We start from the raw sequence: 26003 nt of genomic DNA, 5'->3' as shown, positions 1-26003 counted from the left end.
TATTATATGCCATCAGACGAACCGGATGACGATAAACAATAGCTTGGTAGATCAAGAAACAAACTTGCATAACCAAGGTGATAGCAGAAGCTATGATCAGGGCGAAAATCCAAAAAACACCAACCACCACAGTCAAAATAAACGAAAGGATTCTCTCCATTTTTATCGAATTAAGTCATCAAAAATCCGAAAAATAGGAGTTCGTGCCCGTCCGGATGATTAATAAATATCAGAAATAGTACTTATTTGGTTGTAACATATCTATTACAAATATAAAGATACCATGTAAAAATTAATGTGCCAAAGAAAATTTTAAATAATTATCTCATAATCAGAAAAATACAATTTCATTATTCTTCCTGGTTTACCATAAAAAAGGCGGTTCTCGGAAATCTGTCAAAAAGCTCGTCTTTGAGGTCGTTATCAATGTTCAGCGAACCTACTGCGGATGCCATACACTGCAGCCACGCGACGGCGTCGTCCTCGCTGATCGGATGCGGCATATGCCTCGCACGCATCATTGGATGCCCGTACTTGTCGTTATAAAGCTGTGGTCCTCCCAAAAATTGTGTTAAAAATAATCGTTGCTTTTCCTTAATGATTTCTTTGTCGTTTTTGAACAATCTTGCAATAATAGGATGCTCAAAAACAAGGTCGTAAAAATGATCGGTTAGTTGCCGAATTGCACCTTCCCCACCAATTCTTTCATATAGTGATCGTTCGTCCATATAGTAAAATTACAAATTTATTGTTGGTGAGAGCATGACCAATATCTGGTTTCCGACAAACCCGCACCATAGGAACCAATTAGATTAGCTTTGGAATCAGTATTCCTGAAGAATTTCACTCTTTAAAAAGTATCGCTCAGCAGTCCAAATCAAACCGCCTCGGATTATGAAAAAAGTTTTCAAAGTTCTGTTTTTGACTTTTATCTGCCATCTTTCATTATATGCACAGGTAAAATTGCCGGGCCTGAAAGTCGACAAAGGCAAACGATATATATCCCGGGACGACAACCTCCCTTTTTTCTGGCTTGGAGACACCGCCTGGGAATTGTTCCATCGGCTAACTTTTGAAGAAGCCCAAACCTATCTGGCTGTCAGGGCTAAACAAGGATATAATGTTATCCAGGCAGTGGCACTTGCCGAATTTGATGGCCTTAATCAACCCAATCGGAATGGAGACCGGCCATTAAAAGACAACGATCCCACCAAACCTAATGAGAAATACTTTCAGCATGTCGACCGCGTCATCGCCGAAGCGGAAAAATTAGGATTGTATATCGGCCTGCTGCCGACCTGGGGAGACAAGTTCAATAAAAAATGGGGAGTCGGTCCGGAAATATTTACTACCGAAAATGCTTTCGCGTATGGCAAATGGTTGGCAGGAAGGTATAAAGGTAAAAATGTGATCTGGATACTAGGCGGGGACAGAAACCCCGAAACGGATAAACAGGTTGCAATTATCAATGCGATGGCGGCTGGTATCAGGCAGCTGGTTGGTCAAACTCAGATCATTACGTATCATCCTCAAGGAGTCAGTTTTTCGTCCAAATTCTTTCACGATTCTGAGTGGCTGAATATGAACATGTTCCAGAGTGGACATGACAAGAAGGATCGAAAGAACTACGAGATGCTTCAAAACGACTATAACAAAATGCCCGTCAAACCCACCCTTGATGGAGAGCCACGCTACGAAGACCACCCTATCAACTGGAAGTCGGAATTAGGATATTTCAATGATTTCGATGTTCGGCAGGCTGCATATTGGTCGGTGTTTTCAGGAGCATGCGGACATACTTACGGATGCCAGGATGTTTGGCAAATGTTTGATATCGCTAACAATCCGCCAATTGCTTTCGCAAGAACGAACTGGAAAGTTGCCATTCATCTACCGGGAGCAGTTCAAATGGGATATATGAAAAATCTCATGAACTCCCATCCGTGGTGGGAGCTTACTCCGAGCAAAGATTTAATTAAGAACGAAAATCCGGAAGACGCAGGATATCAGATCGCAGCCATTTCGTCGAAAAAGGATTTCTTAATGGCATACACTCCATATGGTCGAACTCTGAGAATTAATCTTGCTTTACTGGAAGCAGATGCGTTGGTTGCTTACTGGTTCAATCCTAGAGATAATACCACTTTTAAAATCGGCAACTTTACCAACAAGAGCGAGCAGGAATTTAAGCCCTATGCACAAGGCCCCGGCACAGACTGGATTCTTGTAATCGACGATCAAACCAAAAAGTGGGCCGGATATGGCTTATAAATTCGGCTATTTTTCAAATCTCAAATGTTTCACAGAATCTCCCGAGCATGCCAGCTCGCTCAACGATTCTATACCGATATCCAGGTGTTTCTGGACGTAGTTTGTCGTTACTTTTTTATCGCTCTCTTCCGTTTTAACTCCCTCAGGAACAAGGGGATTATCCGATACCAAAAGCAGGGCTCCGTGTGGAATTGCATTAGCAAAGCCGACAATGAAAATCGTCGCCGTTTCCATATCAATTGCCATGGCGCGAATTTCCTTAAGGTATTCTTTAAAATGGTCGTCGTGCTCCCAAATCCTGCGGTTAGTGGTATATACCGTTCCGGTCCAGTAGTCCATTCCGTATTTTGCAATACTGGCCGAAACTGTACTTTGTAGACGGAAAGAAGGCAAAGCCGGGATTTCGGCAGGCATATAATCATCGCTTGTCCCCTCTCCCCTGATGGCCGCAATCGGAAGGATCAGGTCACCTACCTGCGTTTTTTTCAAACCGCCGCATTTTCCCAGGAAAAGCACCGCTTTGGGACTAATAGCTGATAACAAGTCCATTACAGTTGCTGCCATCGGACTTCCCATTCCAAAATTGATAATGGTGATATCGTTGGCTGTAGCAGTTTGCATCGCACGGTCGCGACCTCTAACTTCAACTCCAAACTTGGCTGCAAACATGCTTACGTAATTCGCGAAGTTTGTCAGCAGGATATAATTCCCGAATTCGCTAATAGGTGTGCCCGTATATCTAGGAAGCCAGTTTTCTACAATTTGCTCTTTTGTGTTCATATTAGTTTGTTTATTGGCTTAATTGATGAGTTTCGTAACTTAGCTCAATGGAAACTTTAAATCTTCCCACCTACGATCACAAAGTGAAGCAGGTTAATGGGAAACCGCTCATTTTTGACATTATACGAAAAAAATTTATAACACTTACTCCCGAAGAATGGGTTCGCCAGCATTTTATTAATTTGTTAGTAAGTCATTACGGTTATCCCAAAGCACTTTTCGCGGTTGAGACAGGGATGAAATACAATTCAATGGCTAAGCGAACAGATATTATCATATTATCTCCCGAAGGCACCCCATTTTTGTTGGTGGAATGTAAAGCACCATTTGTGACTGTTAATAATGCCACTTTTGCGCAGATAAGCAGGTATAATTTCACGATCCGACCCGAATTTATGGCGGTAACCAATGGGACGAATCACTATTGCTTTCAGGCCGTCAACGGTCAGATCAGCTTTCTGGACGACTTTCCCCATTATTCGGTTGCGCGCAAATTCGATTAATCTTATAAAATAAAAGCCCGTCGGCGAACCGACAGGCTGATATCAACTGATGAGGGATTTAAATATTTCTTATTTCGCTGCAACGATTTTCACGTCGATCGTGAAATCGTCATAAATTACTTTGTCACCCAGGTTATCAAAAAACGACTTAGAGTTGTATTTGATATCATATTTTGAACGGTCAACTACCAATTTGCCAGTTGCCTCAGCACCAGTTGCTGTAGTCTTAACTGTTACCGGGAAAGTAGCTGGTTTTGTAATTCCCTTGATAGTCAAATCGCCGGTTACGTCGTATACACCCGCAGTTTTAGGAGCAACTTTCGTTACAACAAATGTTGCATTCGGGTTTTTCTCAACTCCGAAGAAATCCTCAGATTTTAAATGGCCGATCAGTTTTTCGTTGTACGATTTGTCGGTAAGGTCAGTACAAGTAATTGACGTAAGATCCGCAACAAATTTACCGCCAACTAATTTCGCGCCATCCAAAGCGATATATCCTTCTTTCAACGCGATGTTACCTGTGTGCTCGCCAGTAACTTTTTTACCTAACCAGGTAAGTTCACTTTTCGATGGGTTAACTTTAAAATTAACTGCTTTCTTCCCACCATCAGTTGCAGAAGCGCTTCCACCAATAAATAATGCAACAGCAAGAGAGGCAACAAGAGTTTTAAACGATTTCATACTTAAATTGAATTGATTGTTAAATTGATTGTGTTAATAAGATTTTTATTTGGATTGCCTGAGTTTATCAAGCAACGTACTGATTTGTTCTGCTTCCTCCTCGGTTAGCACATTCAGACTTTGTTCCCATTCTTCAACGATAGGATCAATCTCTGCCAGAATATCCAGACCTGGTTGCGTGATAATTACGTCGACAGCTCTTCTATCGCTTGGACAGGACTTACGTTCAGCCCAACCTTTTAAAAGAAGTTTGTCAACCAGACGTGACGTGTTTGAATTCTTATCCAACATTCTGTCAGCGATGTCGCTCACTTTAATCGGATTAAGCTTCTGCCCTCGTAAAATTCGCAATACGTTGTATTGCTGCATCGTGATATCATAACTTCTGAATACATCAAGCTGCTTGTATACCAACCAGTTACTTGTGTAAATCATATTCAAAACCAGTTTTTGATACGGGCTCCGAAATTTTATTTGTTTTATATCATTCTCGATTGACATAACTTTAACTTATTTAATAATAAAATGTATCAACATTTAATGTAACAACATGTATTCTTGAGCCGGAAGTTCCATTGATTGCAAAAAAAATTAAAATTTTTAATAAAAAGTTCGTTCCAGCCCCGTAACAATCTACAAAACAGTATCTTGCACATTTCGAAGTAGCATGCTTAAACTTTCCAAACCATTAATACTTGCCTCCAATTCCCCTCGCCGAAAGGAATTGTTAACCAATGCCGGCTTTGAATTTACTGTTCAGGTAATTCCCATCGATGAATCTTTTTCGCCTGAAATACCATTGAGAGAAGTGGCAGGATATATTTCGACCAAGAAAGCGAAACAGTTCGGAATTGTAAACGACAGCCTGGTGCTGACAGCAGATACAGTTGTAGCCGCCGAAGGTCAGATTTTGGGCAAACCGACAGACCGACAGGAAGCGATTGATATGCTGACGATGTTATCTGGCAAAAGCCATGAGGTGATTACGGCGATCAGTATCCTTGATGGAGGGGAGATTTCAACTTATTCAGATATCGCGTTGGTTTGGCTTAAAGAGCTGGATATGAATGAGATCATATATTATGTTGACCAATATAAACCTTTCGACAAAGCGGGTGCATATGGAATTCAGGAATGGTTGGGCATGATTGCAATCGATAAAATAGAGGGCTCTTTTTATACAATTATGGGGCTGCCCATTCATATCGTATACCGGGAACTCAGGCGATATACACTGGAGTAAACATCAAAAATTTTCATGGCGCCACATCAACACACTATACCACGCATCTGTTACGAAATTTTTGTCCGCTCATTCTGCGATTCAAATGGCGATGGCATAGGCGATATAAAAGGTATTATTTCCAAACTCGATTACCTTCAGGACCTAGGCGTCGAGGCCATTTGGCTGACTCCCGTTCATCCTTCTCCCAGTTATCACAAATACGACGTCCGCGATTATTATGATATCGATCCTGAATTTGGAACACTGTCCGACTTTCGCAAGTTGGTCAAAAAAGCGCATGAAAAAGGTATCTCCATTTATCTTGACCTGATCATCAACCACACCAGCATCGAGCATCCGTGGTTTGTTAAAGCCAGAAAGTCACACTCCAATTTTTGGCGTAACTTTTATTGGTGGAAAACGCAGGAAGAAATTGAAAAACTAGGGATTGCAAAACGACAAACCACCGACGACTCGCAGGAAGTATATCCATGGCATGAAAACGAAAATGATTCGGAAAAGTATTATGGAATGTTTTACAAAGGCATGCCCGACTTGAACTATAACTCCCCGGATCTTCGGAAAGCTGTTTCCAAAATTATTGGTTTCTGGTTGAATGATATCGGTGTGGATGGCTTCCGGCTGGATGCTGCACGACATATATTTCCAGATTGGGAGAAAAGCAAAAACCTGCCTTTCTGGAAATTTTTCCATGAAACTATCAAGCAAATTAATCCCGGGGCTTTTACCGTTGGTGAGGTTTGGGCCGAAACTGACGAAGTTGCTCCTTATTTTGAATACCTCACCGCATCGTTCAATTTTGATCTGAGTTTTGCTTTGCAAAGGATTTTGGTTGGTGAGCGGGATGAAAACCTGATACCAAAACTTATGGCCAGCCATGCTTTATTCAGTCAATACAATCCTGATTTTTTGGACGCGATTATGCTAACCAACCACGATCAGGTGCGGATCGGAAGCTTGGTTGATAACAATATCCTAAAAAAGAAACTTGCCGCGTCTATTCTTCACACGTTACCGGGGCAGTCTTATATATATTATGGTGAGGAAATCGGAATGCTTGGCCGCAAACCAGATCACGATATCCGGGAGCCTTTTCTTTGGTCGGAGGATACTGAAGACAACGAGCGAACTCGCTGGACTACAGCCAAATACTCGATATCGAAAAACGTTACACCTTTATCGATACAAAAAGCAGACAGCAATTCACTTTTTAATCACTACAAAAAGCTCGTCGCTTTAAAAAAATCGAACTCGATACTGAGCAATATTACGGGTTCAAATCTGGCTCATTACTCTTTTGATGATGATGAATTGCTGTCCTATATCCGGACCAGTGAAAAAGAAGAATTGCTGATCGTTCACAATTTGACTCCCACGCCTAAAAAGCTGAATCTATCAGATACCAGGTTTCAAAATATTGTATTTGAGAGCGTTGCTTCATCCAATATTGACGAATATTATCTTTCAGAATACGGCTCTGTGATTTTATCTGATAAATCATAAAAAGGTATAAGCCACAAATTACAGTAGGACAGTGCGTTTCCTGATTTTTAATACTAATCAAAAAACGTACGAAATACTATGAGATACATATATCTGGCCTTGACGCTTTTAGCACTTCAAAGTAGTTCTTCCATGGCTCAAAAAGTTTATCCAACTCTGGGAAGGATTATCGTTGAAGATCCGCAATTGAAAAACCTGATAGCCAGCGATGCCCGCATTGAAGTTCTCGCCTCCGGATTTGACTGGTCGGAGGGGCCGGTCTGGAACAAAAAAGAAAAACACCTTCTTTTTTCCGATGTCCCAAAAAACACGGTTTATAAATGGGATGAACAAAACGGCCTCTCGGTTTTTCTGAAACCATCCGGATATACTGGCTTAGGAGTTTATAGTGACGAACCCGGCAGCAACGGACTTATCCTGGATCGTGATGGTCGGCTGATTTCTTGTGAACATGGCGACCGGCGCATTTCTGCAATGCAACTGCCCGTTGGAGGCAAAAAAACACTTTCAGATAATTTTGAAGGAAAACGTTTGAACAGTCCAAATGATGTTGTTCAGGCGGCGGACGGAACTTTTTACTTTACGGATCCACCATATGGGTTAGGCAAAAAGGCAGATGATCCATCTCGCGAACAACCTCATTTTGGAGTTTACAGAATATCAGCAGATGGTAAAACGACTTTGCAGATTGGTGACCTGACCCGCCCGAACGGACTCGCATTTTCTCCGGACGGCAAGATATTGTATGTCGCGCAATCAGACCCGGAAAAAGCTTTTATCATGGCATATCCTGTAAAAGCTGATGGGAATATCGGAACGGGAAAGTTACTTTATGACGCGGCGCCTTTACTGAAAATCAACAAGTTAAATGGGCTGCCCGATGGCCTGAAAATTGACAAAGATGGCAATCTATGGTCTTCCGGGCCGGGTGGGATATTGATATTGACACCAGCAGGCAAATTGCTCGGAAGAATCGAAATGGGCGAGCTGACTTCTAATTGTGCTTGGGGAAATGACGGTTCGGTATTGTATTTAACGGTCGACGGATACCTTTGCAGGGTGCAAACCAAAACAAAAGGAGCTGGCTGGTAAGCGTCGCCCGATCAATGCTTACCTTTCTGATATAAGTTCGAAACTGGCATTTTCATATTTCGGTTGAGCGACAAATTCGCGCATTAGTTTGAAGGTTTCCAACGGGCCCTGCGCTGAAAACATATTGACGACCCATGCCGGAAGCAAACCACCCGGATCGGTTTGTAATGTATATTCGATCCTGACTTTTTTTTCAGCCAAAGGTGTGATTAACCAATATCCTTTTGAATTGTTAACCCGAACTATTCCCTTCCTGGCTTTTACAAAACCAGGAATAGCCGGCGCATTGACGGTAATCAAACCTGAATTTTTATCCTGCGTCACCTTCACATGCGCAACAAAATCGCGGTTATCCAGCGGCCACGGAAGGCTTATTTCTGAATAATAATATAATTCAAGAGGGGAAACCTGCCGCAGCGTCTGGCAGGATTTGGTGTGATAGACCCACCGTTTTGCAGACTCAATATCCAGCAACAGCGCCACCAACTGGCTGCCAGTTGCTTCCAACTCACAAACCACACGAATCGCTTTTATCTTCGAATCTGCAACCGATTTTGAATAAACTTCAATACCTTGATCCTTTGCCACCAATTTCCAGTCGACCTGCCCGAACGAATGCATCGGCTGCGTCCATATTAGTACTATCAAGCTCCAAAAACTAAAACAATTCTTCATTATCACCAATTGAAATCCGTTCTGTTCAGTGAACTGAAATGAGGACAAAAAAGTTGAAGGCCGAGACAATATTAGTGGCGATCAACTGAGATCAAGACCATTGCAGATGGATCAAACCATCTCCATTTGAAATATTTCCTGGATCTGGCCTATTTCCTTTGAGTAGTTTGTCCGTTTTCGTGTACCGAAGTACAGGGTATTTTCGATGATTTTATACCCCTCCCATACCACCTTAATCGTTCCGGCATCGAGTTCTTTTTTCGAGAGGAAATCCGGAACGACTGCAATCCCTTTTCCACCACTTAGACATCTAATAATAGAACACATGTTAGGTACAATGTAGTTAGGCTTGAAGTCAGGACGTTTGGTGAAATTCAGGAACCAAAACCGGCGCAAATGCTCCATATCCCCTGTTGTTCCGTACCAGGTTTGTGCTTTGAGCCAACTTTCTACACCAGTTAAATCATTGTTTTTCAATAATATATCAAACTCCGAGGTATCTGTTTCTGACCCTCCGACAACAACAATACGCTCCTTGGAGAAAGCTTTGTATTCCAGGGTTTTATAATCGCCTTTCTGAGGGGTGATGATCAGATCCAGAATTCCATGGTCAAGATCTTTGAGCATTTCAGGGTATTCGCCAAATTTGATAATTACGTTAAACGGCAAAGTCGGCAGAAACTGCTCCAAGGTAAACTGAAAGGTTTCCAGGCACATTCCGATACTGATCGTCGCTTTTTCTTTTTCATTGCTCTTGTGGAAATGTCTTTCTGCTTCTTCAAGCTTTGTCAAAGGCTCCAGAAGATAGTTGTAAAGAATTTTCCCACGCTCAGTTGACACCATTTTTCGCGCTGTTCGGTCAAAAAGTTTATAGCCCACATGCGCTTCCAACGAACTCAAATGCAGACTTACGCCTGGCTGCGATATGTATAAACTTTCCGCTGCGCCTGTCAGCGTTCCGGTCTCATATATCGCCTTGAAGGTTCTGAACCACTCCAGATTTACCATTTTCTTATCTATTATAATTATGATACAAATGTATGATTTAACTTATTTTTATAATAATAAATGCGCCATTACTTTTGTTTCAGAAAGCAAACATCAATATTGGTATGGAAACGAAAAGAATATTTATAATCAATGGCGGCCAGATCTTTGGTCATTCGGGCGGGCGTTTTAACAAAACGATCTTTGATAAAACCATCTCATTTTTCGAGACCCATCAAGGCTTCGAAGTGCGCCACACGGATATTAATGATGCATATGACCCCGCCCGCGAAGTCGAAAATTATGTTTGGGCAGACGTAATCATTTACCACACGCCTATTTGGTGGTTTCAGGTACCTCATGGCCTTAAAAAATATATTGACGAGGTATTCACAGCCGGCCATCAGACGGGTATTTACCGAAGCGATGGTAGAAATTCAGCTAATCCGGCGATCAACTACGGAACGGGCGGGATGTTGCACGGAAAAACCTATATGGTAACCAGTTCGTGGAACGCACCTGCTACCGCGTTCACTCTGCCTGGCGAATTTTTCAATGAAACGAGTGTGGATGACGGTGCACTCTTTGGATTCCACCGCATGAACGCCTTCATCGGACTTAAACCTTTGGAAAGTATTCATTTCCATGATGTTGAGAAAAACGCGAATATCCCCGAAGACCTGAAACGCTACGAGGCGCATTTAGTAGAAACTTTCAATATCAACCAACAAGCTGCATGAGCATATACATTAGAAGTCAAAGTATCTTTGACCAGTCTGTTCCAAAATTCATGAACAGATAGAGGATTTCCCTTCAAGACCTTGCTTTCCGACATCCCGGTTATTTTCAACAATAATCAAATCAAGACCTGGCATCAAACCCTGCGGCCAACTTCGGAGTGACAATTCGATATCCACTTGAAAGGTGTAACTAACCTGTTCAGTGATCTGTAAACTATACTCGAACACGACTAAGTAAAATGGTTATTCAAACGTTTGATAATCACAAAGTTTAGCATAACGAGCATTACCCCAAACCAAATAAAGTGAGACAAAAAAACTTGATATTTCTTTCGGTACCTCTGCAATTTTTTCTTCAGAAAATCAAAAAACCTATGTAACTTCAATCATATCCTATATTCATAGCGATTTTCTTAATATGCGCAATTGCACATAGCGAATATCCGCTTCGACTTGTTTGCCAAATTTTCATATTAACTGATTTTGTCAAATGTTGCTTCAACTCACAGTTAAAGGGCCTCTCGTTAGATGGATGACCCTCTTGATCGTTCTCATCGCCTTACAATCTACTGTTTTTCAGTCCCTTGGGCAATCCAGCTGGCCAAAGGAAATAACGACAGCCAAAAAAGAGAAAATTGTAATTTACCAACCTCAGGCTGAAAGTCTGGTGGGCAATTTATTAAAAGCCCGTGCTGCCATTGCTGTATATAGAAGTGCGAATTCGGACCCCGTTTTTGGCGTCATATGGGTCGATGCCACGCTACAAACCGATCGCGATTCCCGGATGGCTTCTTTGGAATCCACTAAAATAACGAATATCAAATTTCCGGATGAGATGCAGGAACAGCAACTCAGCAATTTGAAATATCTGGTTGAACAGGAAGTACCTAAATGGGACTACCGCGTTTCTATCGACGATATCACCACTTCGCTCGAAAACGAATCCAAAACGGCAAACGAGAATTTTGATAATACACCACCAAAAATCATTTACAGGACGGAATCTTCGACGCTGATTCTTATCGACGGTGAGCCAAAATGGAATATGGATACGGATATAGGGCTTGAAAAGGTAATTAATACGCCTTATCTAATTATAAAAAATGATGACAAAAAGCTTTATCTTTTTGATGGAGATTTCTGGTATAGCTCCGATAAATTAGAAAATGGCTGGGTGAATACTACGCTTCTTAAGGGTAAAGTAAAAGACCTTGATAAAAATATCAGAGAGCAGCAAAAAAACGATTCAAGCTACGTTTCCGCTGCCGAGCAGGGGCGTAAACCAACAGCAATTATCATCTCAACGGTTCCGGCTGAATTGATTCAATCTGAAGGCAAAGCGGATTTTGCCACCATTGCCGGGACCGGATTGCTGTATATGTCCAATACCAGCAACAACATTTTTATGGACGTTGCGAGCCAGGATTACTATTTGTTGCTATCCGGAAGATGGTATAGAAGTAAAGCTCTTGTCAGCGGCTGGGAGTATATTGCAGCAGAAAAACTCCCCTCAGATTTTGCCAAAATACCAGAAGGAAGTGAGAAGGATGAGGTATTGATCAGTGTTGCGGGTACAGATGCAGCCAGGGAAGCAGTCGTGGATGCCCAGATTCCTCAAACCGCCAAAGTCGATCGACAAAAAGCAACCTGCACAGTCAAATACGACGGTACTCCAAAATTTGACCCCATTGAGGGTACTTCAATGTCCGTTGCCATGAACACGTCATCAACTGTTTTGCAATCGGGAAGCAAATATTTCTGTGTTGAAAATGGCGTTTGGTTTGAAAGTTCCACAGCTACGGGGCCATGGCAGGTTGCAACCGAAAGACCAGGTGAGGTAGAAAAGATTCCGGCTAACAACAAGGCTTATAATACCAAATATGTATATGTCTATTCATCCACGCCACAATATGTATACATGGGTTATACACCCGGATATATGGGCAGCTACATATATGGGCCCACTATCGTGTACGGAACTGGCTTCTATTACAATCCCTGGTATGGTCCTCACTATTATCCACGTCCCGTTACCTGGGGCTTCCGCATGAGTTATAATCCCTGGACGGGATGGAGTGTGGGCTACGGCGTAAGCGTCGGTTGGTTTGGAATGGGGGCCCGGTATGGGGGTTATGGCGGATGGTTTGGCCCTCCCATGTACCATCCTCCCTATCGTCCATACCCAAGAGGACCAATATATGGGCCACGAAGACCAGGTGGTGGATACTACAACCGTCCGGGTCGTCATACAGCAAACAATATCTACAATAACCGCGGCGGGATTGTCAGCAGGGATCGAGTGGCCAATAATGGGCGGGTAAATGGTAACAATAGCAGGAATCCAGTGAATCGTCCGACGGCGGGCACTGCCAGAACCAGGCCAAACAATGTATATAGCGACAGAAACGGCGATGTCTACCGAAGAGGAGCCGATGGACAGTTCAACAAAAGACAAAACCAAAGCTGGCAACGTACTGATAATCAAAGAAATCAACAACTGCAACGCGAATCTTCAAACCGAAACAGATCTCAGGATCGCTTTAACTCCAATCCGAGTTTGAATAGAAGCCGGCCTGCGCCATCAGGAGGCGGTGGAGGCTCCAGAGGAGGTGGAAGAAGGAGATAATCTATAAAAAACCGTCAAAGTGGCCAATGGGGAAGACCCATCTACCCCTTTGACGGTTGATCAGTACATTAAATAACTCAAAGATAACGTCACTTACCTTTCAAACTATTTAAAATACGCTCTACATCTCGCTGAACTGTCGGCCAGTCTGTTCTTCCATCCCGATAAATCCTGGTATAGGCACGATATAATATCAATCGGTCAGAATCCGCTTTTTCAAGTTGGACTTTCAGCTTTTCTTGTTCCAACGAGCTGGCTTGGAGATATTGCTTGCGTATAGCCGCCCATTTCTTTTCTGCAAGATCAATCTCAAATAGCACGGCGTTACCCAACCGATCCATATCGACATACTGGTCCAGTATTTTTTGAGGATCATCGACCACTGGCGAAGCAGTATAAGCACCTTGTAATATGTTTGAGGATGCGCTTTTACCGGCTGAATCAGGGAGCAAACTTAACGACTTTGACAACGAGTCTCGTTTTACTTTTTCCGTCACAGCTGAATTAGCGTCTACCGATTTGCCTGTTTTATCAAGACCAGACTTAGCCGAGGAATCTGTTTTTACAAGTGAAGACTTAATATTTTGGCAGCTGGCCAAAAAGGCCAGACAAAACAAAAAAACCGGAACATACCGAAACATCCTTTCCATGATCCTTAGGTTAAAAGTTATGTCTCAAACCAATACTCAGATTGGGATTAAAATAGAAGAATTTCGGTAACGCCTCCAGATACCCACCTCCCTCGATGAAAAACGAGCCTGGCCTTTCACCAAAGAAAAACTCAATTCCGACCGTTCCCGATGGACCTGTTGATATACCGTTATCGTGAACATCTTTCCTTGAGGCATCCGGATAGTACTTACGACTGTTGATTTGAGCACCTACCCCGCCATATCCCATCATTTTCTGGTTCGCGATAGGAACATACCATAAATAGGTTGCATTGAACATCAACCCGATAGCAGCATATTCCCCACCGCGATATTCTCTCTTCTTTTTCAGCAAACCCGTGTAAGTTCCGAAACTTACATCCAATGCATTTCTATTTCCATATTTCCTTAAACTCACAGCGGTGGGCTCCCCCACTTTAAATCCGATTGCCCAGGATTTTGTCTGAGCCTGAGAATCAACGATATAAAGACTAAATAATATTGCTAAAATTGAGTATCTGAATGTTTTCATAATTGTTATTGTACATATTTCCGGCCATAACCAGCCGGTACTTTTTTTAAATACGCTAAGAGACGAGCCATAATAACCGATAATTGAATTTGAAACCCTGTCAGTTTTTTCTGACCCCAATATACTGTTTTAGTCACATAGCAACGTCGAAAGGTAACACTTTCCATTCAGTCAATTTTTATACAGCACCTTGGCAGGGCAGTAAATTCTTTCTAATATTGCGGCCTGTTAAGCACACGAACCATCAATAAACGACCCAGTGAAAAAAACCGGTACCGATAAGATTTTAAATTCAAAAGATCTAATTGCTTATTTCTTTGTTGCCGGGACCGGCGCTGTTGTTCAGCTCATTTGCGGAAGTTTATTTCAGGACTGGTTCGGTCTTACTTTTCAGGAATCGGTGCCTGTGGCCTATGCGGCCTCTTTTGTAGTAGGTTTCGGTCTTACCAAATTGTTTGCATTCAATGCAAGAAACAGCAACCAGACCCGGCGTGAAATGATCAAATTTCTGATGGTCTCTACGTTTTCGGGTTTTGTCACGGTTTTCTTTTCGATTATGGCTCTCAAGGTTTCAGACGCCTATTTTGATAAATATATGTTCACCATTCCCTCTTCTGACAAGCAGGTGAATGTTAATCAAATGGTGAGTAATATCATCGGGATGGGGTTTAGTTTTGTGAGCAACTACATCCTTCACAAAACCTTCACCTTTAAAAGTACCGGGTTTTACGATCGCCTTAAGTTCCTGATGCGCTAAGACTACCTGACTTTTTAAAGTCTTTCTATAATTATTGCCGATGCTCCGCCACCGCCATTGCATATGGCTGCCAGTCCATATTGTCCGTTTTTTTGTTCTAAAACGGATAGTAGCGTGGCGATAATCCGTGCGCCAGAAGCTCCCAGAGGATGGCCAAGCGAGACAGCTCCGCCAAAAACATTGACCCTCTCCTGATCAAGTTCAAGTAGCTGCATATAGGCGAGAGCGACAACTGCAAATGCCTCATTCACTTCAAAATAATCGATATCTTGGATGGACAAGCCCGCTTTTGCCAACACTTTTTGAGTAGCTAAAACCGGTGTTGTTGTAAACCATTGAGGTTCCTGCTCGGCATCGGCGTAAGCAACAATCCTGGCCCTGGGTTTGAGATTATACTTCTCCATATTTTGCTTCCCTGCCAATACTATCGCCACTGCCCCGTCATTAATGGTTGAAGCATTCGCAGCCGTAACAGATCCATCGGGCGAAAAGGCAGGTTTTAACTGCGGGATCTTTTCAAATTTCACTTTTTTGTACTCTTCGTCCTCTTTCAGGAGGCTTGTCACTCCTTTTGCAACCACTTCCACCTCAACTATCTCATTCTCAAAATACCCATTCTCAGTTGCCTGCGCAGCCCGCTGATATGAACCAATGGCATAATGATCCTGATCGGCCCTGCTGATTCCGTATTTAACAGCCGTTTTGTCGCCACAAACTCCCATCGCAATCTGGTCGTACACATCAGTTAGCCCGTCCCGGGTAAGTCCATCTACGACCTCCCCGTTTCCGAAAATATATCCATTTCGCGCTTTAGGAAGATAATATGGAATCTGCGACATATTCTCCATCCCTCCAGCTACCACCAGGGTACTGTCTCCCAGTTGGATAGACTGAGCTCCAAGCATCACCGCTTTCATCCCTGATGCACAAACCTTGTTGACTGTCGTGCATATAACCGACGGCGGCAACCCCGCATATATCGCTGCCTGGCGTGCCGGTGCCTGCCCAAGGTTTGCGGAAATGACATTTCCCATAATAACTTCGTCTACGTTTTCAGCAACCGGTGCTCCTGCCCGTTCCAGAGCTCCTTTGATTGCAATTGCACCGAGTCGCGTTGCTGAAACAGTTGACAATATGCCCCCGAAACTTCCAACTGGTGTTCGTGCTGCTGATATGATGAATACTTCGTCTCCCATGGTCTAATTCTTATGATACGCTATATATCAAGTAAACCAATAATCTGCGGATTAGCAAAACTTAATAATACAAAAGCCCTTACGGTCAGGTAAAGGCTTTTCAATGATAAATGTGAAAGACTTATTAGAAATCTTCCGACCCCGTTGGCAGCTTATCATATTCATTTTTCCAACCGTAATAACCAAATATTACCAATCCGGCGCATATCGGTATGAATATTAAAATGATGATCCCCCATTGCAAACTGGTGTTCATCCGCGCAATGCCGGCTGTGGCAGCGGAAATTTTATCGCTCGCCTGAGTGATCAGGAATATGATGACAATTGGCCCCAAAGCCATCCACAACAATCCAAGGTATTTTTTAAGTAAGGTCATATGTTTCTTTTTTTACTTCGGCTTTCGATTGCATTGTTCAATTTTAAACGCAGAGTTAAGGGAGTACTGCGCTGAGTGATCTGTTCCCTTATCACAACTCCTCACTTCTCCCCTTTATCCCCTTTATCCCTTTTCTCCCTTCACCCTTTCCTCCTTTCATCCCTTTCCTCCCCTCCTCCCTTCATCAATATAAATCGCGCCAATCACGAACGACAGCGCAGCGATCGATATCGGATACCAAAGGCCTGACAGGGGCGTTGAGCCATTGTACGACGCAACCAGCGTCGCGATGAATGGGACGAGTCCTCCGAAAACGCCGTTGCCAATATGGTATGGTAAAGACATGGAAGTATATCGGATTTTTGTCGGGAAAAGCTCTACCAGAAAAGCTGCTATAGGACCATAAACCATCGTTACCAATAATATCTGAAAAAATACCAGTGCAATAAAAATGATATAGGTGTTCGTAGGTAAAACAACATCTTTGATGATCGTCTGAACGGCTGGGATCTCTGCGAGGACGTCGCCCGGCACTTTTCTGGTTTGAATTTCGTCGAAACTGATTCCGCCGCGAAGCGTTTTGGAATAGGTTGTGGTAATGGTTGAATCCTGTGTCTGCTTATCGTATTCCGACTTGGTATTTTCCTCCTGTATTATAGCTGCTTCAATTTTCTGCATCGCCTTTACATCCGTTGCATCAATAAAGTATTGATATATCGGGCGATAAAATACAATTCCCAATAACATTCCCGTAAGCATGATCCATTTCCGCCCTACCTTATCACTCCATGCACCAAAAACAACGAAAAACGGTGTTGCAAAAAGTATAGCCCAAAGCAGGATATATCTTGATTCGTTGAAATCGAGCTTGCAGGTATTCTCTAGAAAAGACTGTGCGTAAAACTGACCGGTATACCATATTACCCCCTGCCCCATCGTTGCTCCAAAAAGAGCGAGCAGCACCATTTTAAAATTCGCTTTGTGCTGAAAACTTTCTTTCAAAGGATTAGCAGATACCTTTCCTTCCGTTTTCAACTTTGTAAAAACCGGGGACTCGTGCATTTTCATCCGGATATAAATCGATACACCTACCAGTAAAATCGACAACAGAAAGGGTATTCTCCAGCCCCAGTCAGCAAAAACTTCTGCTCCCAGAATATTCTTGGTAATGACGATCACACCCAAAGACAGGAAAAGACCCAGGGTTGCCGTGGTTTGGATCCAGCTTGTAAAAAAGCCACGACGGCCAACAGGCGCATGCTCCGCAACATAGGTTGCTGCCCCTCCATATTCGCCTCCCAACGCCAGACCTTGAACTAGTCGTAAAATTAAAACCAGTATAGGTGCGGCATATCCGATGCTTGAATAGGAAGGTATCAATCCAATAAGAAAAGTGGACCCGCCCATCAGGACAAGCGTCAACAGAAAGGTATACTTCCGGCCTATCAAATCGCCCAAACGCCCGAAAACCAAAGCTCCGAAAGGTCTTACGATGAAACCTGCAGCAAAAATCGCGAGTGTGTTAATAAGAGAAGAAGCGCCTGCGTCAGAAGGAAAAAGTTGGTTTCCTATGATTACTGCCAAACTTCCAAAAATATAAAAGTCGTACCATTCGATGAGGGTACCAAGGGATGACGCCGCAATTACTTTGGTAATGCTCTGAGTAACATTGTCTTTAGAAGAACTCATTGAGTAAGAGTAGGTAAGGATCAGATTTACAGAATATCCGACTTTTCAGACCAGATATAAAGATTGGAATAGTATATGATTTTAGCAGAATAAGTCAGATTGTACTTGACATTACTCATTGTGTTTGCTAAAAAGTATTTTATTGTAAAAGATCAGTCACAAAATCTGCATTTGGTAAAATCTAAAAACCTGTTGAAATTGCTGCTTCCATATGCCTCGCTTGCGCAGCGATATTTACTTTTCGCGGCTGCATTATAGCCCGGCGTCTATTGTCCTAAACCATATTCCTCTAAGATGCACATCCGATTTATTTCGATCCTCTCGTTATTGATAGGACTTGGAAGTATCCTTTCGACTGCCCGCGCGTCCGGGCCAGACTCTACGATGCTTATTCGTAAAACCACCGATTTTGAAGTAAACGGTGAGGGGAACGCCAAAAACTGGTCGGCGGCCGAATGGGTTCCCATCAAAGTTCAAAACGGAGCCGGGCAGAAAAAGCCTGGTTATGAATTTTCATCTCGGGTAAAAATCATGTATTCCGAAAAGGGAATGTATTTTTTGTTCGACTGTGAGGACAAAAGACTGACTTCAACCATCATGGAAGATTTTGGACTGTTGTTTAAAGAGGACGTTGTAGAAGTTTTCCTGTGGCCCGATACGTCAGTTCCGATATACCTCGAATATGAAATTTCGCCTTTGGATTATGAACTCGTCATTCTTGTTCCGCATCTGAAAGGTGGTGTTCAAGGGTGGAAACCATGGAATTATAACGAGAGAAACAAAGTCAGACATGCCACAACAGCTCAGGGCGGACAGAAAAAAAGCATAGCTGCCGTTACTGGCTGGAAGGCTGAGTTTTTTATCCCTTTCAATCTCATGAACCCTATTGTGCCCGAAACACCGAAGTCTGGAACGGTTTGGCGTGGGAATTTCTACAGAATTGATTACGACTCCGAACCTGCATATTACTCATGGCAAAAAACCAACGGCAGTTTTCATGAATTCCTGAAATTCGGAACGCTTAAATTCGAATAACTCGCTGATTTTTAACCATTAAGAAATTCAGAAAGTTGAGTCTTGATGGTAAAAAAACTAAAATCTAATTGCTAACACCTAAAAGCCGATTAAAACTTTAACCTTTTATATCTCCATGAAAATCCCAAAAACACTTCTTTCCATTTGCCTCATGCTACTCAGCACAGTGACCGCCTTTGCACAACATACCAAAGAAATCCTGTATATCGGGACCTATTCTCAAAAGGGAGAAGGTATATATGTTTATGAATTCGACCGTAAGAATATGTCTTTCAAAGAATTACAGGTCCTGCCAAATAAGAACAGCCCGTCTTTTCTGGAATTTCATCCCAACCATAAATATTTGTACGCGGTTAACGAAGGTAACAACACTGTGACTTCCTATTCTATCGACCAAGCAACCGCCAAACTTACCTTTTTGAATGAACAGTCATCAGGTGGAAAAGGGCCATGCCACGTGAGCGTTGATCCAAAAGGTCGTTTTTTGTATGTTTCCAATTATGGTAGCGGCCAATTGGCAGTATATCGCATTAACGCAGATGGATCTGTCGGCGAGCTGACGGATGGTATCCAGGATAAAGGAGCTGAAGGTCAAAAGCCTCATATGCACTCTATTATCCCGTCTGCTGACGGCCAGTATATATACGCCTCGGATTTGGGAATTGACAGAATCATGGTGTATAAGGTTAACCCGCAGACCGGCAAACTGATTCCCGCCGAAAAGCCGTATGTTGAAGTAAAAGCTGGTGACGGTCCCCGCCACTTCGCAATTCACCCTAACGGAAACTTCGGATATTCAGCATGTGAACTCGCGTCGGTGGTTAATTCATTCAAAATTGACAAGACCAACGGCACATTAACTCCACTTGAGAGAGTAACGATGTTGCCTTCAGATTTCACCGGAAAAAGCTATGCTGCCGATATCCATTTTTCTCCCGACGGAAAGTTCCTGTATGCCTCCAATCGGGGACATGAGAGTCTGGCGATATATAAGGTAGATGCCAAGTCAGGAAAATTAACGGTTGCCGGCCACGCGGATACGCACGGAAAGCATCCGAGAAATTTTATGATTGACCAAAAAGAAAAATTCGCAATTGTAACAAACAGGGATAACAACAATGTCGTTTTCTTCAATCTGAACGATAAAACAGGTCAACTTACCTATACCGGAAAAGAGATCAGCATACCTACCCCGGTATGTGTTAAGCAGCTTTTTATAGTTCATTAAGTCACTCCTAAGCTGAGTGTGTTCGTCAACACAGTGCAAATTCTTTAAAATAAATTTGCGCTGTGTTGTTTCTATTCAAATATACTTTTATAAATTTAGCCAAACGAACGCAGTTGTTTGTCAAAGCACCAAAATGGCAGAATAAAATATAACCTTTTTTATTCAAGACAACCAAAGCAGGTAAATATCGCTCCTACAATTTAGATGGCGTACCTTGGGCAACCACACTTTGCGAAAAGGGATTAAATAAGGTTTAAGTAAGATTATAAAGTATATTATGCTTCACAATCAAAATGATCTGCTTCTGGTCTCCCTTATTAAAAAAGGAGATAGCAAGGCTCTGGAAAGTCTTTTCAGGAAGTACTATCCTTCATTGTGCCGTTTTGCTGCCTATTTCACTAGCAGATCCGACCTCGCCGAGGAAATTGTCGCGGACGTTTTCTTCAAAATATGGGAAAAACGCGAGACGTTGATGATTGACCGTAATCTTCGGTCATACCTCTTTACAGCCACGCGCCATACCAGCATCAACTATATGAAGCAGGAAAAACACACCATGGAGGATCTGAGCGACGACTTCGTAGAAAGCAACCCTGGCCCGATGGAAGTATTAATGTATGAGGAATTCGAAACAAATATGCACAAGCTTGTAGATATACTTCCTCAAAAAAGAAAGGTTATTTTTCAGCTAAATCGCTTCGAGGGATTCACTTATAATGAAATTGCCGAAATTCTTACATTATCCTCGAAGACGGTAGAAAACCAAATGGGTAAAGCGATTAAGCAAATGAAACTTCTGCAAAAGTCCTATACCGTATAAAAAATATTTTGGAGCCAATGGGGGTTTCTCAGGGCAACAATTGTCCTTACATCAGATAGCCAGAAATTCATGACAGATCACATACTATGGCCCATCATCGGAAAATATTTGTCCGGCGAGTGCAGCCCCGAGGAAATGTTGTTCATGGAGACCTGGTTGGAGCAAGAGGAAAACCATCTGTTATTTCAACAGCTTGAAAATACCTGGCGGAACCAACAGGTTTCAGATGACTGTAATGCGTTCGACGTGAGTCGTGGACTGGATTTGCTTTACTCAAAAATTGATGAGAATGAAAGTAATTCAATCCCCCCAACTCGTCTGATTATAGGTGTTAATACCTGGTTTGCCGCAGCAAGCATTGTGCTCATTATGGGAATGGCGTTTAACTTTTATAAGAACAAAACCAGAAGAAGAACGCTGGCAGAAGTCTCACTGATTCAGACGGTTACAGGCAATCGCGATATGTACAAAATAGTGCTTGCGGACAGTTCTGTGGTGTGGCTAAACAAGAAAAGCATACTGGAGTATCCAGCAAGCTTTGAAGGGAAAGACAGAATTGTTAACTTAAAGGGAAATGCATTTTTTGAGGTAAAACCGAATAAAGACAAGCCATTCATTATCAAAAGCAATGGTATGGTAACGAAGGTACTTGGAACTTCTTTTGAGGTAAAAGCTTACCCAGGGCAGCAAGAAAACGAAGTGTCCGTAGTTACTGGCAAAGTGGAGGTGGTCAGCGAGAACGACGAAGCAAGAACATCTAACAAACTATCACCAGGTCAGAAGCTAGTTACGGATCTGGAAAACACACGAACGTATATAAACAACGTTAGCTTAAAAAGTATCGCCCAGTGGCGGCTCGATCCCTTGGTATTTCGAGACAATTCGTATCGGGAGGTTGCCGATCAGCTGGAGATGAGGTTTGAAAAGAAGATTATCTTTAAAAATGAAGGATTAAAACGTTGCAGAGTAATGGCCAGTTTTAATCGGGATGCCACACTTAAGGATATTCTCAAATTGTTGAGTATATCTAATTCGTTCGAGTATGTAATCGGGTCAAAAGTGGTAACGGTCAGTGGCGGGATTTGCAATTGACCGGAGGCCTGTAAAACTTTTGAACGACCTTAAAATCCAATTTCTGAATTATTAAAAGTGCCTTAATAATTATAATACCTCTATTAATCTAACACTAATTTTTTCCAAACGAATGAGAAAAAAGATCTACGCTCATTATTCCGGTAAACATGGCTGGAACAGGATGCCCTTCGCTTTTCTTCTATTATGGATCCTCGCGGTCAGCCAATCATTTGCGGCTGTGGCGGGGAAAGTCCAAAGTATAGAAGATGTTAAAATTTCGCTTCATCTCAACGACGCTTCACTTCGAAGCGCATTTATAGAGATAGAAAAAAAGAGCGACTTTAAATTTGTAAGTAGTCTTGAAAGAATTGACAGAAACAAAAAGGTATCGGTTTCTGTCGACAAAAAACCTGTTAAAGAGGTATTGGATGCGATTTTGGATGGAACCGGACTCGGTTACACTCAAGTTGATAACAATATCGTGATCAGTCCGAAAACTGCAAAAGCTGCAACACCTGCCACGCCTGCCGAGGTTAAGGTGAATGCTGCCGCCAGAACCATTACGGGTACAGTTCTTGATCCGGCCGGAAACGGTTTGCCAGGCGTAAACATACTCGTTAAGGGATCGGCCGATGGAACCACTACCGATTCGGAAGGCAAATTTTCTTTAACTACTGCTGTTGAGGATATAACACTCGTGTTTTCCTCTATTGGTTTTTTACCACATGAAGAAAAGGTGGGAACAAACGGAGTGTTGAATATCACAATGAAAGAGGACAACAAGACGCTTAACGAAGTAGTTGTGACGGCACTTGGTGTTTCGAGAGATAAAAAATCACTGACCTACGCTACTCAGCAGATTGCCAGCACGGAATTGAACAGAGCTGCCAATACCAACTTCGTGGACGCACTTACAGGTAAGGTTGCGGGAGTTGATATTAAAGTAAGTAGTTCAGGTGCAGGTGGTTCCACAAGAGCGGTTCTTCGGGGGAACAAATCGCTACAAGGATCAAGTGAAGCGCTTTATGTGATCGATGGTATTCCAATGGTTAACAACAAAGGTGGACAGCCAGGTTCTTATGGTGGAACAGATGGTGGAGATGGTCTCTCTGCTATTAACCCTAACGACATCGAAAGTATCAGTATTTTGAGAGGTGCTAATGCTGCTATTCTGTATGGTAGCCAGGGAGCCAATGGTGTAATTTTGATTACCACCAAAAAAGGCAAAGAAGGCAGAGTATCCGTAGATTTCAATTCCAGTACAGTTTTGGAAAAAGTTTCAGGTCTGCCTAAGTTCCAATATCGTTATGGAACTGTTGGTGGTGACTATAGCTGGACTCCAACCGGAACAGCCGTTGTTAAATCAGACAGTTATCAGAAAGATTATATTAACGACTTCTTCCAGACTGGTATAACCGCTACCAACACTGTCTCTGTCACTGGTGGAAATAGCAAATCAAACGTTTATTTCTCATACGGAAATGTATATTCGAAAGGTGTAATGCCAACAAACACCTACAATAAAAACAACTTTTCTTTCAGACAAAGCACCAAGCTTTTGAAGGATAAAATTACTTTGAGTTCAGGCGTAATTCTCTCTGCTGAAACTTCTAAAAACCGTCCTGGTGCAGGTTATTACAACAACCCACTGACCGGCTTATATCTGTTCGGTAGAGATCGCAACTTCAGTGATTTCAAAGACAACTATGCGGTGTTCAACAAGGACCGGAACATGATGAAAATGAACTGGTATTCGACTGAAGAGAAGCAAAACAATCCTTATTGGGAATTGAACAAGAATCCGAAACTTCAGACGTACAAAAGGATTATTGCCAACATGAAGCTTTCCTATGACATCGTAGAGAATCTTAAATTTGAAGTAAGGGGTAATATCGACTATAATAACGTTTTGGATGATAAGCGCTACGCGGCAGGTGGTAACTCTGTAAGTGTTAGCCCTAACGGAAAATGGGATTATAGAAAATATACAGATCAATCGATTTACGCTGATGGTATTCTCTCGTACAATAAAACCTTTGGAGCATTCAGTGTCAACGCGTTGGCAGGTCTTAGCTACCAAAAGAACACCTACAACGATGGTATAGCCGTTAACAATGGTACCGTTTCACTTCAGTATCCTAACGTATTTACATTTGCGAACATGCCGTACAACGTAATGTTCACAGCACTAGGCAACTACAGCAAAGTGATAAAACAAGGTGCGTTTGCAAACTTGTCTGTTGGTTTCAAAGACTTTTTGTTCCTGGATCTGGCTGGACGTAATGACTGGGCTTCTACTTTGTCGCTCACAGGTAACGAGTCTTACTTCTACCCATCTATTGGTGGATCGGCTATCATAAGTCAAATGTTCACTATGCCTCAGGCGATCTCATTATTCAAAGTAAGGGCTTCATTCTCGCAAACTGCCAATGAAGTGCCTTATAACGTGGTCCTACCTTTGAGTAGTATCGGTGGAGCAGGTGGTCCTGCGGGTATTGGTGGTATCAACAGACCAACTCAAGTGCCATTCACCAATTTGAAACCAGAAAAAATCGTTGCAAACGAATACGGTCTTGAACTTAAGTTCTTCAAAAACAGACTTGGACTTGACTTTACCTTGTACAACGGTGTGAGCACCAACCAATTCCTTTCATTGTCGGCTCCTTCTGGTTCTGGATATACCACTTATTATGTGAACGCTGGAAAAATCACAAACAAAGGATTTGAGTTGACCCTTAATGCAGAGGTGTTCCGTGCAGATCATTTCAGCTGGAATACTTCTTTGAATGCGTCAAGAAACACGAACAAAATTGTTGAGCTGATCGCATCTAACCCGAACTATCAAGTAGGTGGTGACAACGAAGGTTTTGCATCAATAATTAAAGCCGGAGGTTCTTTCAACGACGTCTATATTTATAAATTTGCCCGCAATGACGCAGGAGCTATTATTTTGGACAAAAATGGTGTACCTACAAAGGCAGCTACACAGGAGAAAGTTGGTAATGTTAACCCGAAGCTTATTGTAGGATGGAATAACAACTTCAATTACCGCAGCTTCTTTGTAAGCGCATTGGTTAGTGCAAAATTCGGTGGAGTGGCTTTCTCTAAAACAGAGGCATTCCTTGATTCTTATGGTGTAAGTCAAAGAACTGCCGAAGCAAGAGACGCGGGAAGCGTACCAATCAACGCGGTTACTCCTGAGGGAACAGCTGTTTCTTCAATCGATCCATATACTTATTACTCTGCTGTTGGTGACAGAAATAAAATTATGGAGCCATATTTGTTTAAAAGAACGAACATCAGAATGGGACAACTTGTGATAGGTTACAACTTTAAATCAAAAAGTTCGAATCCTATATTCAAAAATGCTTCTTTGTCGTTCGTTGGAAGAAACTTGTTCTTCTTCTACAAAGATGCGCCGTTTGATCCTGAGCAAGCGATGAGCACCAGCAACGACCTGCAGTCTATGGACGTATTTGGCTTGCCATCTACAAGATCTTACGGGTTGAACCTGAAGTTCTCACTTTAAAAACTTTAAAATT

General features: G+C 42.4%; 24 protein-coding genes. 13 read left to right on the top strand and 11 right to left on the bottom strand.

The window, feature by feature from the left end:
- Positions 1 to 350: 350 nt before the first annotated feature.
- Positions 351 to 728 carry a globin domain-containing protein gene (locus AC1XUD_RS02290; protein ID WP_483359323.1) on the bottom strand — a complete coding sequence of 126 codons (378 nt, stop codon included), beginning with the start codon at positions 726 to 728 and terminating at the stop codon, positions 351 to 353.
- A gap of 166 nt (positions 729 to 894) precedes the next feature.
- Here AC1XUD_RS02290 and AC1XUD_RS02285 point away from each other — a divergent pair, with 166 nt between their 5' ends.
- A complete protein-coding gene (locus tag AC1XUD_RS02285; protein WP_483359322.1) occupies positions 895 to 2271 on the top strand; it encodes a glycoside hydrolase family 140 protein in 1377 nt (458 codons plus the stop codon).
- 6 nt (positions 2272 to 2277) lie between these two features.
- Here the strand turns inward: AC1XUD_RS02285 and AC1XUD_RS02280 are convergent, their stop codons facing one another.
- Positions 2278 to 3051 (bottom strand): AMP nucleosidase, encoded by a 774-nt coding sequence (locus tag AC1XUD_RS02280; protein WP_483359321.1) that lies wholly within the window; start codon positions 3049 to 3051, stop codon positions 2278 to 2280.
- 47 nt (positions 3052 to 3098) lie between these two features.
- Between AC1XUD_RS02280 and AC1XUD_RS02275 the strand changes: the two genes are divergently transcribed.
- Positions 3099 to 3554 (top strand): type I restriction enzyme HsdR N-terminal domain-containing protein, encoded by a 456-nt coding sequence (locus tag AC1XUD_RS02275; protein ID WP_483359320.1) that lies wholly within the window; start codon positions 3099 to 3101, stop codon positions 3552 to 3554.
- Between the two features lie 69 nt (positions 3555 to 3623).
- Here AC1XUD_RS02275 and AC1XUD_RS02270 read toward each other — a convergent pair whose 3' ends face one another.
- Together AC1XUD_RS02270 and AC1XUD_RS02265 are read right to left on the bottom strand one after the other, a co-directional pair.
- Complete coding sequence (locus AC1XUD_RS02270; RefSeq protein WP_483359319.1) at positions 3624 to 4235, bottom strand: YceI family protein; 612 nt, start codon at positions 4233 to 4235, stop codon at positions 3624 to 3626.
- A gap of 45 nt (positions 4236 to 4280) precedes the next feature.
- Positions 4281 to 4736, bottom strand: coding sequence for a MarR family winged helix-turn-helix transcriptional regulator (locus AC1XUD_RS02265; protein WP_483359318.1), 456 nt, complete (start codon positions 4734 to 4736; stop codon positions 4281 to 4283).
- Between the two features lie 166 nt (positions 4737 to 4902).
- Here AC1XUD_RS02265 and AC1XUD_RS02260 point away from each other — a divergent pair, with 166 nt between their 5' ends.
- From AC1XUD_RS02260 to AC1XUD_RS02250, 3 genes are all read left to right on the top strand, one after another.
- A complete protein-coding gene (locus tag AC1XUD_RS02260) occupies positions 4903 to 5478 on the top strand; it encodes a Maf family protein (protein ID WP_483359317.1) in 576 nt (191 codons plus the stop codon).
- A gap of 15 nt (positions 5479 to 5493) precedes the next feature.
- Positions 5494 to 6984 (top strand): alpha-amylase family glycosyl hydrolase, encoded by a 1491-nt coding sequence (locus tag AC1XUD_RS02255; RefSeq protein ID WP_483359316.1) that lies wholly within the window; start codon positions 5494 to 5496, stop codon positions 6982 to 6984.
- 78 nt (positions 6985 to 7062) lie between these two features.
- The gene (locus AC1XUD_RS02250; protein WP_483359315.1) at positions 7063 to 8076 is read left to right on the top strand and encodes an SMP-30/gluconolactonase/LRE family protein; all 1014 of its coding nucleotides are present in this window, start codon (positions 7063 to 7065) and stop codon (positions 8074 to 8076) included.
- Positions 8077 to 8094: 18 nt separating this feature from the next.
- Here the strand turns inward: AC1XUD_RS02250 and AC1XUD_RS02245 are convergent, their stop codons facing one another.
- Positions 8095 to 8751 carry an START domain-containing protein gene (locus AC1XUD_RS02245; protein ID WP_483359314.1) on the bottom strand — a complete coding sequence of 219 codons (657 nt, stop codon included), beginning with the start codon at positions 8749 to 8751 and terminating at the stop codon, positions 8095 to 8097.
- A gap of 111 nt (positions 8752 to 8862) precedes the next feature.
- Entirely contained in the window at positions 8863 to 9759 is an 897-nt protein-coding gene (locus tag AC1XUD_RS02240; protein WP_483359313.1) for a LysR family transcriptional regulator, read from the bottom strand.
- A gap of 104 nt (positions 9760 to 9863) precedes the next feature.
- Between AC1XUD_RS02240 and AC1XUD_RS02235 the strand changes: the two genes are divergently transcribed.
- Complete coding sequence (locus AC1XUD_RS02235) at positions 9864 to 10478, top strand: NAD(P)H-dependent oxidoreductase (protein WP_483359312.1); 615 nt, start codon at positions 9864 to 9866, stop codon at positions 10476 to 10478.
- A gap of 490 nt (positions 10479 to 10968) precedes the next feature.
- A complete protein-coding gene (locus AC1XUD_RS02230; protein WP_483359311.1) occupies positions 10969 to 13104 on the top strand; it encodes a hypothetical protein in 2136 nt (711 codons plus the stop codon).
- 89 nt (positions 13105 to 13193) lie between these two features.
- Here AC1XUD_RS02230 and AC1XUD_RS02225 read toward each other — a convergent pair whose 3' ends face one another.
- A complete protein-coding gene (locus tag AC1XUD_RS02225) occupies positions 13194 to 13754 on the bottom strand; it encodes a hypothetical protein (protein ID WP_483359310.1) in 561 nt (186 codons plus the stop codon).
- 10 nt (positions 13755 to 13764) lie between these two features.
- Positions 13765 to 14286 (bottom strand): hypothetical protein, encoded by a 522-nt coding sequence (locus tag AC1XUD_RS02220; protein WP_483359309.1) that lies wholly within the window; start codon positions 14284 to 14286, stop codon positions 13765 to 13767.
- Positions 14287 to 14545: 259 nt separating this feature from the next.
- On the opposite strand from AC1XUD_RS02220, the gene AC1XUD_RS02215 reads away from it, so the two are divergent.
- Positions 14546 to 15043: a GtrA family protein gene (locus tag AC1XUD_RS02215; RefSeq protein ID WP_483359308.1), complete on the top strand. Its 498-nt coding sequence runs from the start codon at positions 14546 to 14548 to the stop codon at positions 15041 to 15043.
- A gap of 14 nt (positions 15044 to 15057) precedes the next feature.
- On the opposite strand, the gene AC1XUD_RS02210 is transcribed toward AC1XUD_RS02215, so the two are convergent.
- From AC1XUD_RS02210 to AC1XUD_RS02200, 3 genes are all read right to left on the bottom strand, one after another.
- Entirely contained in the window at positions 15058 to 16239 is a 1182-nt protein-coding gene (locus AC1XUD_RS02210) for an acetyl-CoA C-acyltransferase (protein WP_483359307.1), read from the bottom strand.
- Positions 16240 to 16363: 124 nt separating this feature from the next.
- Positions 16364 to 16615, bottom strand: a complete 252-nt coding sequence (locus tag AC1XUD_RS02205; protein ID WP_483359306.1) for a DUF6814 family protein — start codon at positions 16613 to 16615, stop codon at positions 16364 to 16366.
- A gap of 156 nt (positions 16616 to 16771) precedes the next feature.
- Positions 16772 to 18304 carry an MFS transporter gene (locus AC1XUD_RS02200; RefSeq protein WP_483359305.1) on the bottom strand — a complete coding sequence of 511 codons (1533 nt, stop codon included), beginning with the start codon at positions 18302 to 18304 and terminating at the stop codon, positions 16772 to 16774.
- A gap of 294 nt (positions 18305 to 18598) precedes the next feature.
- Between AC1XUD_RS02200 and AC1XUD_RS02195 the strand changes: the two genes are divergently transcribed.
- The 5 genes from AC1XUD_RS02195 (at position 18599) to AC1XUD_RS02175 (ending at position 25990) form a co-directional block, all read left to right on the top strand.
- Complete coding sequence (locus tag AC1XUD_RS02195) at positions 18599 to 19339, top strand: carbohydrate-binding family 9-like protein (RefSeq protein ID WP_483359304.1); 741 nt, start codon at positions 18599 to 18601, stop codon at positions 19337 to 19339.
- A 115-nt stretch (positions 19340 to 19454) separates the two neighbouring features.
- Positions 19455 to 20567, top strand: a complete 1113-nt coding sequence (locus tag AC1XUD_RS02190; protein ID WP_483359303.1) for a lactonase family protein — start codon at positions 19455 to 19457, stop codon at positions 20565 to 20567.
- A 277-nt stretch (positions 20568 to 20844) separates the two neighbouring features.
- Positions 20845 to 21387, top strand: coding sequence for an RNA polymerase sigma factor (locus AC1XUD_RS02185; RefSeq protein WP_483359302.1), 543 nt, complete (start codon positions 20845 to 20847; stop codon positions 21385 to 21387).
- A 69-nt stretch (positions 21388 to 21456) separates the two neighbouring features.
- Positions 21457 to 22479 carry a FecR family protein gene (locus tag AC1XUD_RS02180; protein WP_483359301.1) on the top strand — a complete coding sequence of 341 codons (1023 nt, stop codon included), beginning with the start codon at positions 21457 to 21459 and terminating at the stop codon, positions 22477 to 22479.
- A gap of 112 nt (positions 22480 to 22591) precedes the next feature.
- Positions 22592 to 25990 carry a SusC/RagA family TonB-linked outer membrane protein gene (locus AC1XUD_RS02175; protein WP_483359300.1) on the top strand — a complete coding sequence of 1133 codons (3399 nt, stop codon included), beginning with the start codon at positions 22592 to 22594 and terminating at the stop codon, positions 25988 to 25990.
- The last annotated feature ends 13 nt before the right edge of the window (positions 25991 to 26003 follow it).

The organism is Dyadobacter sp. HNCC25DJ184 (genome assembly GCF_056895215.1).
The sequence above is the reverse complement of the archived record's forward strand: the minus strand, read 5'-3'. Positions and strand labels throughout refer to the sequence as shown.

Excerpts from the sequence above, each read along its gene's own strand:
- AC1XUD_RS02290 (WP_483359323.1), bottom strand. The coding sequence starts at position 728 with ATGGACGAACGATCACTATATGAAAGAATTGGTGGGGAAGGTGCAATT.
- AC1XUD_RS02285 (WP_483359322.1), top strand. The coding sequence starts at position 895 with ATGAAAAAAGTTTTCAAAGTTCTGTTTTTGACTTTTATCTGCCATCTT.
- AC1XUD_RS02280 (WP_483359321.1), bottom strand. The coding sequence starts at position 3,051 with ATGAACACAAAAGAGCAAATTGTAGAAAACTGGCTTCCTAGATATACG.
- AC1XUD_RS02275 (WP_483359320.1), top strand. The coding sequence starts at position 3,099 with ATGGAAACTTTAAATCTTCCCACCTACGATCACAAAGTGAAGCAGGTT.
- AC1XUD_RS02270 (WP_483359319.1), bottom strand. The coding sequence starts at position 4,235 with ATGAAATCGTTTAAAACTCTTGTTGCCTCTCTTGCTGTTGCATTATTT.
- AC1XUD_RS02265 (WP_483359318.1), bottom strand. The coding sequence starts at position 4,736 with ATGTCAATCGAGAATGATATAAAACAAATAAAATTTCGGAGCCCGTAT.
- AC1XUD_RS02260 (WP_483359317.1), top strand. The coding sequence starts at position 4,903 with ATGCTTAAACTTTCCAAACCATTAATACTTGCCTCCAATTCCCCTCGC.
- AC1XUD_RS02255 (WP_483359316.1), top strand. The coding sequence starts at position 5,494 with ATGGCGCCACATCAACACACTATACCACGCATCTGTTACGAAATTTTT.
- AC1XUD_RS02250 (WP_483359315.1), top strand. The coding sequence starts at position 7,063 with ATGAGATACATATATCTGGCCTTGACGCTTTTAGCACTTCAAAGTAGT.
- AC1XUD_RS02245 (WP_483359314.1), bottom strand. The coding sequence starts at position 8,751 with ATGAAGAATTGTTTTAGTTTTTGGAGCTTGATAGTACTAATATGGACG.
- AC1XUD_RS02240 (WP_483359313.1), bottom strand. The coding sequence starts at position 9,759 with ATGGTAAATCTGGAGTGGTTCAGAACCTTCAAGGCGATATATGAGACC.
- AC1XUD_RS02235 (WP_483359312.1), top strand. The coding sequence starts at position 9,864 with ATGGAAACGAAAAGAATATTTATAATCAATGGCGGCCAGATCTTTGGT.
- AC1XUD_RS02230 (WP_483359311.1), top strand. The coding sequence starts at position 10,969 with ATGTTGCTTCAACTCACAGTTAAAGGGCCTCTCGTTAGATGGATGACC.
- AC1XUD_RS02225 (WP_483359310.1), bottom strand. The coding sequence starts at position 13,754 with ATGGAAAGGATGTTTCGGTATGTTCCGGTTTTTTTGTTTTGTCTGGCC.
- AC1XUD_RS02220 (WP_483359309.1), bottom strand. The coding sequence starts at position 14,286 with ATGAAAACATTCAGATACTCAATTTTAGCAATATTATTTAGTCTTTAT.
- AC1XUD_RS02210 (WP_483359307.1), bottom strand. The coding sequence starts at position 16,239 with ATGGGAGACGAAGTATTCATCATATCAGCAGCACGAACACCAGTTGGA.
- AC1XUD_RS02205 (WP_483359306.1), bottom strand. The coding sequence starts at position 16,615 with ATGACCTTACTTAAAAAATACCTTGGATTGTTGTGGATGGCTTTGGGG.
- AC1XUD_RS02200 (WP_483359305.1), bottom strand. The coding sequence starts at position 18,304 with ATGAGTTCTTCTAAAGACAATGTTACTCAGAGCATTACCAAAGTAATT.
- AC1XUD_RS02195 (WP_483359304.1), top strand. The coding sequence starts at position 18,599 with ATGCACATCCGATTTATTTCGATCCTCTCGTTATTGATAGGACTTGGA.
- AC1XUD_RS02190 (WP_483359303.1), top strand. The coding sequence starts at position 19,455 with ATGAAAATCCCAAAAACACTTCTTTCCATTTGCCTCATGCTACTCAGC.
- AC1XUD_RS02185 (WP_483359302.1), top strand. The coding sequence starts at position 20,845 with ATGCTTCACAATCAAAATGATCTGCTTCTGGTCTCCCTTATTAAAAAA.
- AC1XUD_RS02180 (WP_483359301.1), top strand. The coding sequence starts at position 21,457 with ATGACAGATCACATACTATGGCCCATCATCGGAAAATATTTGTCCGGC.
- AC1XUD_RS02175 (WP_483359300.1), top strand. The coding sequence starts at position 22,592 with ATGAGAAAAAAGATCTACGCTCATTATTCCGGTAAACATGGCTGGAAC.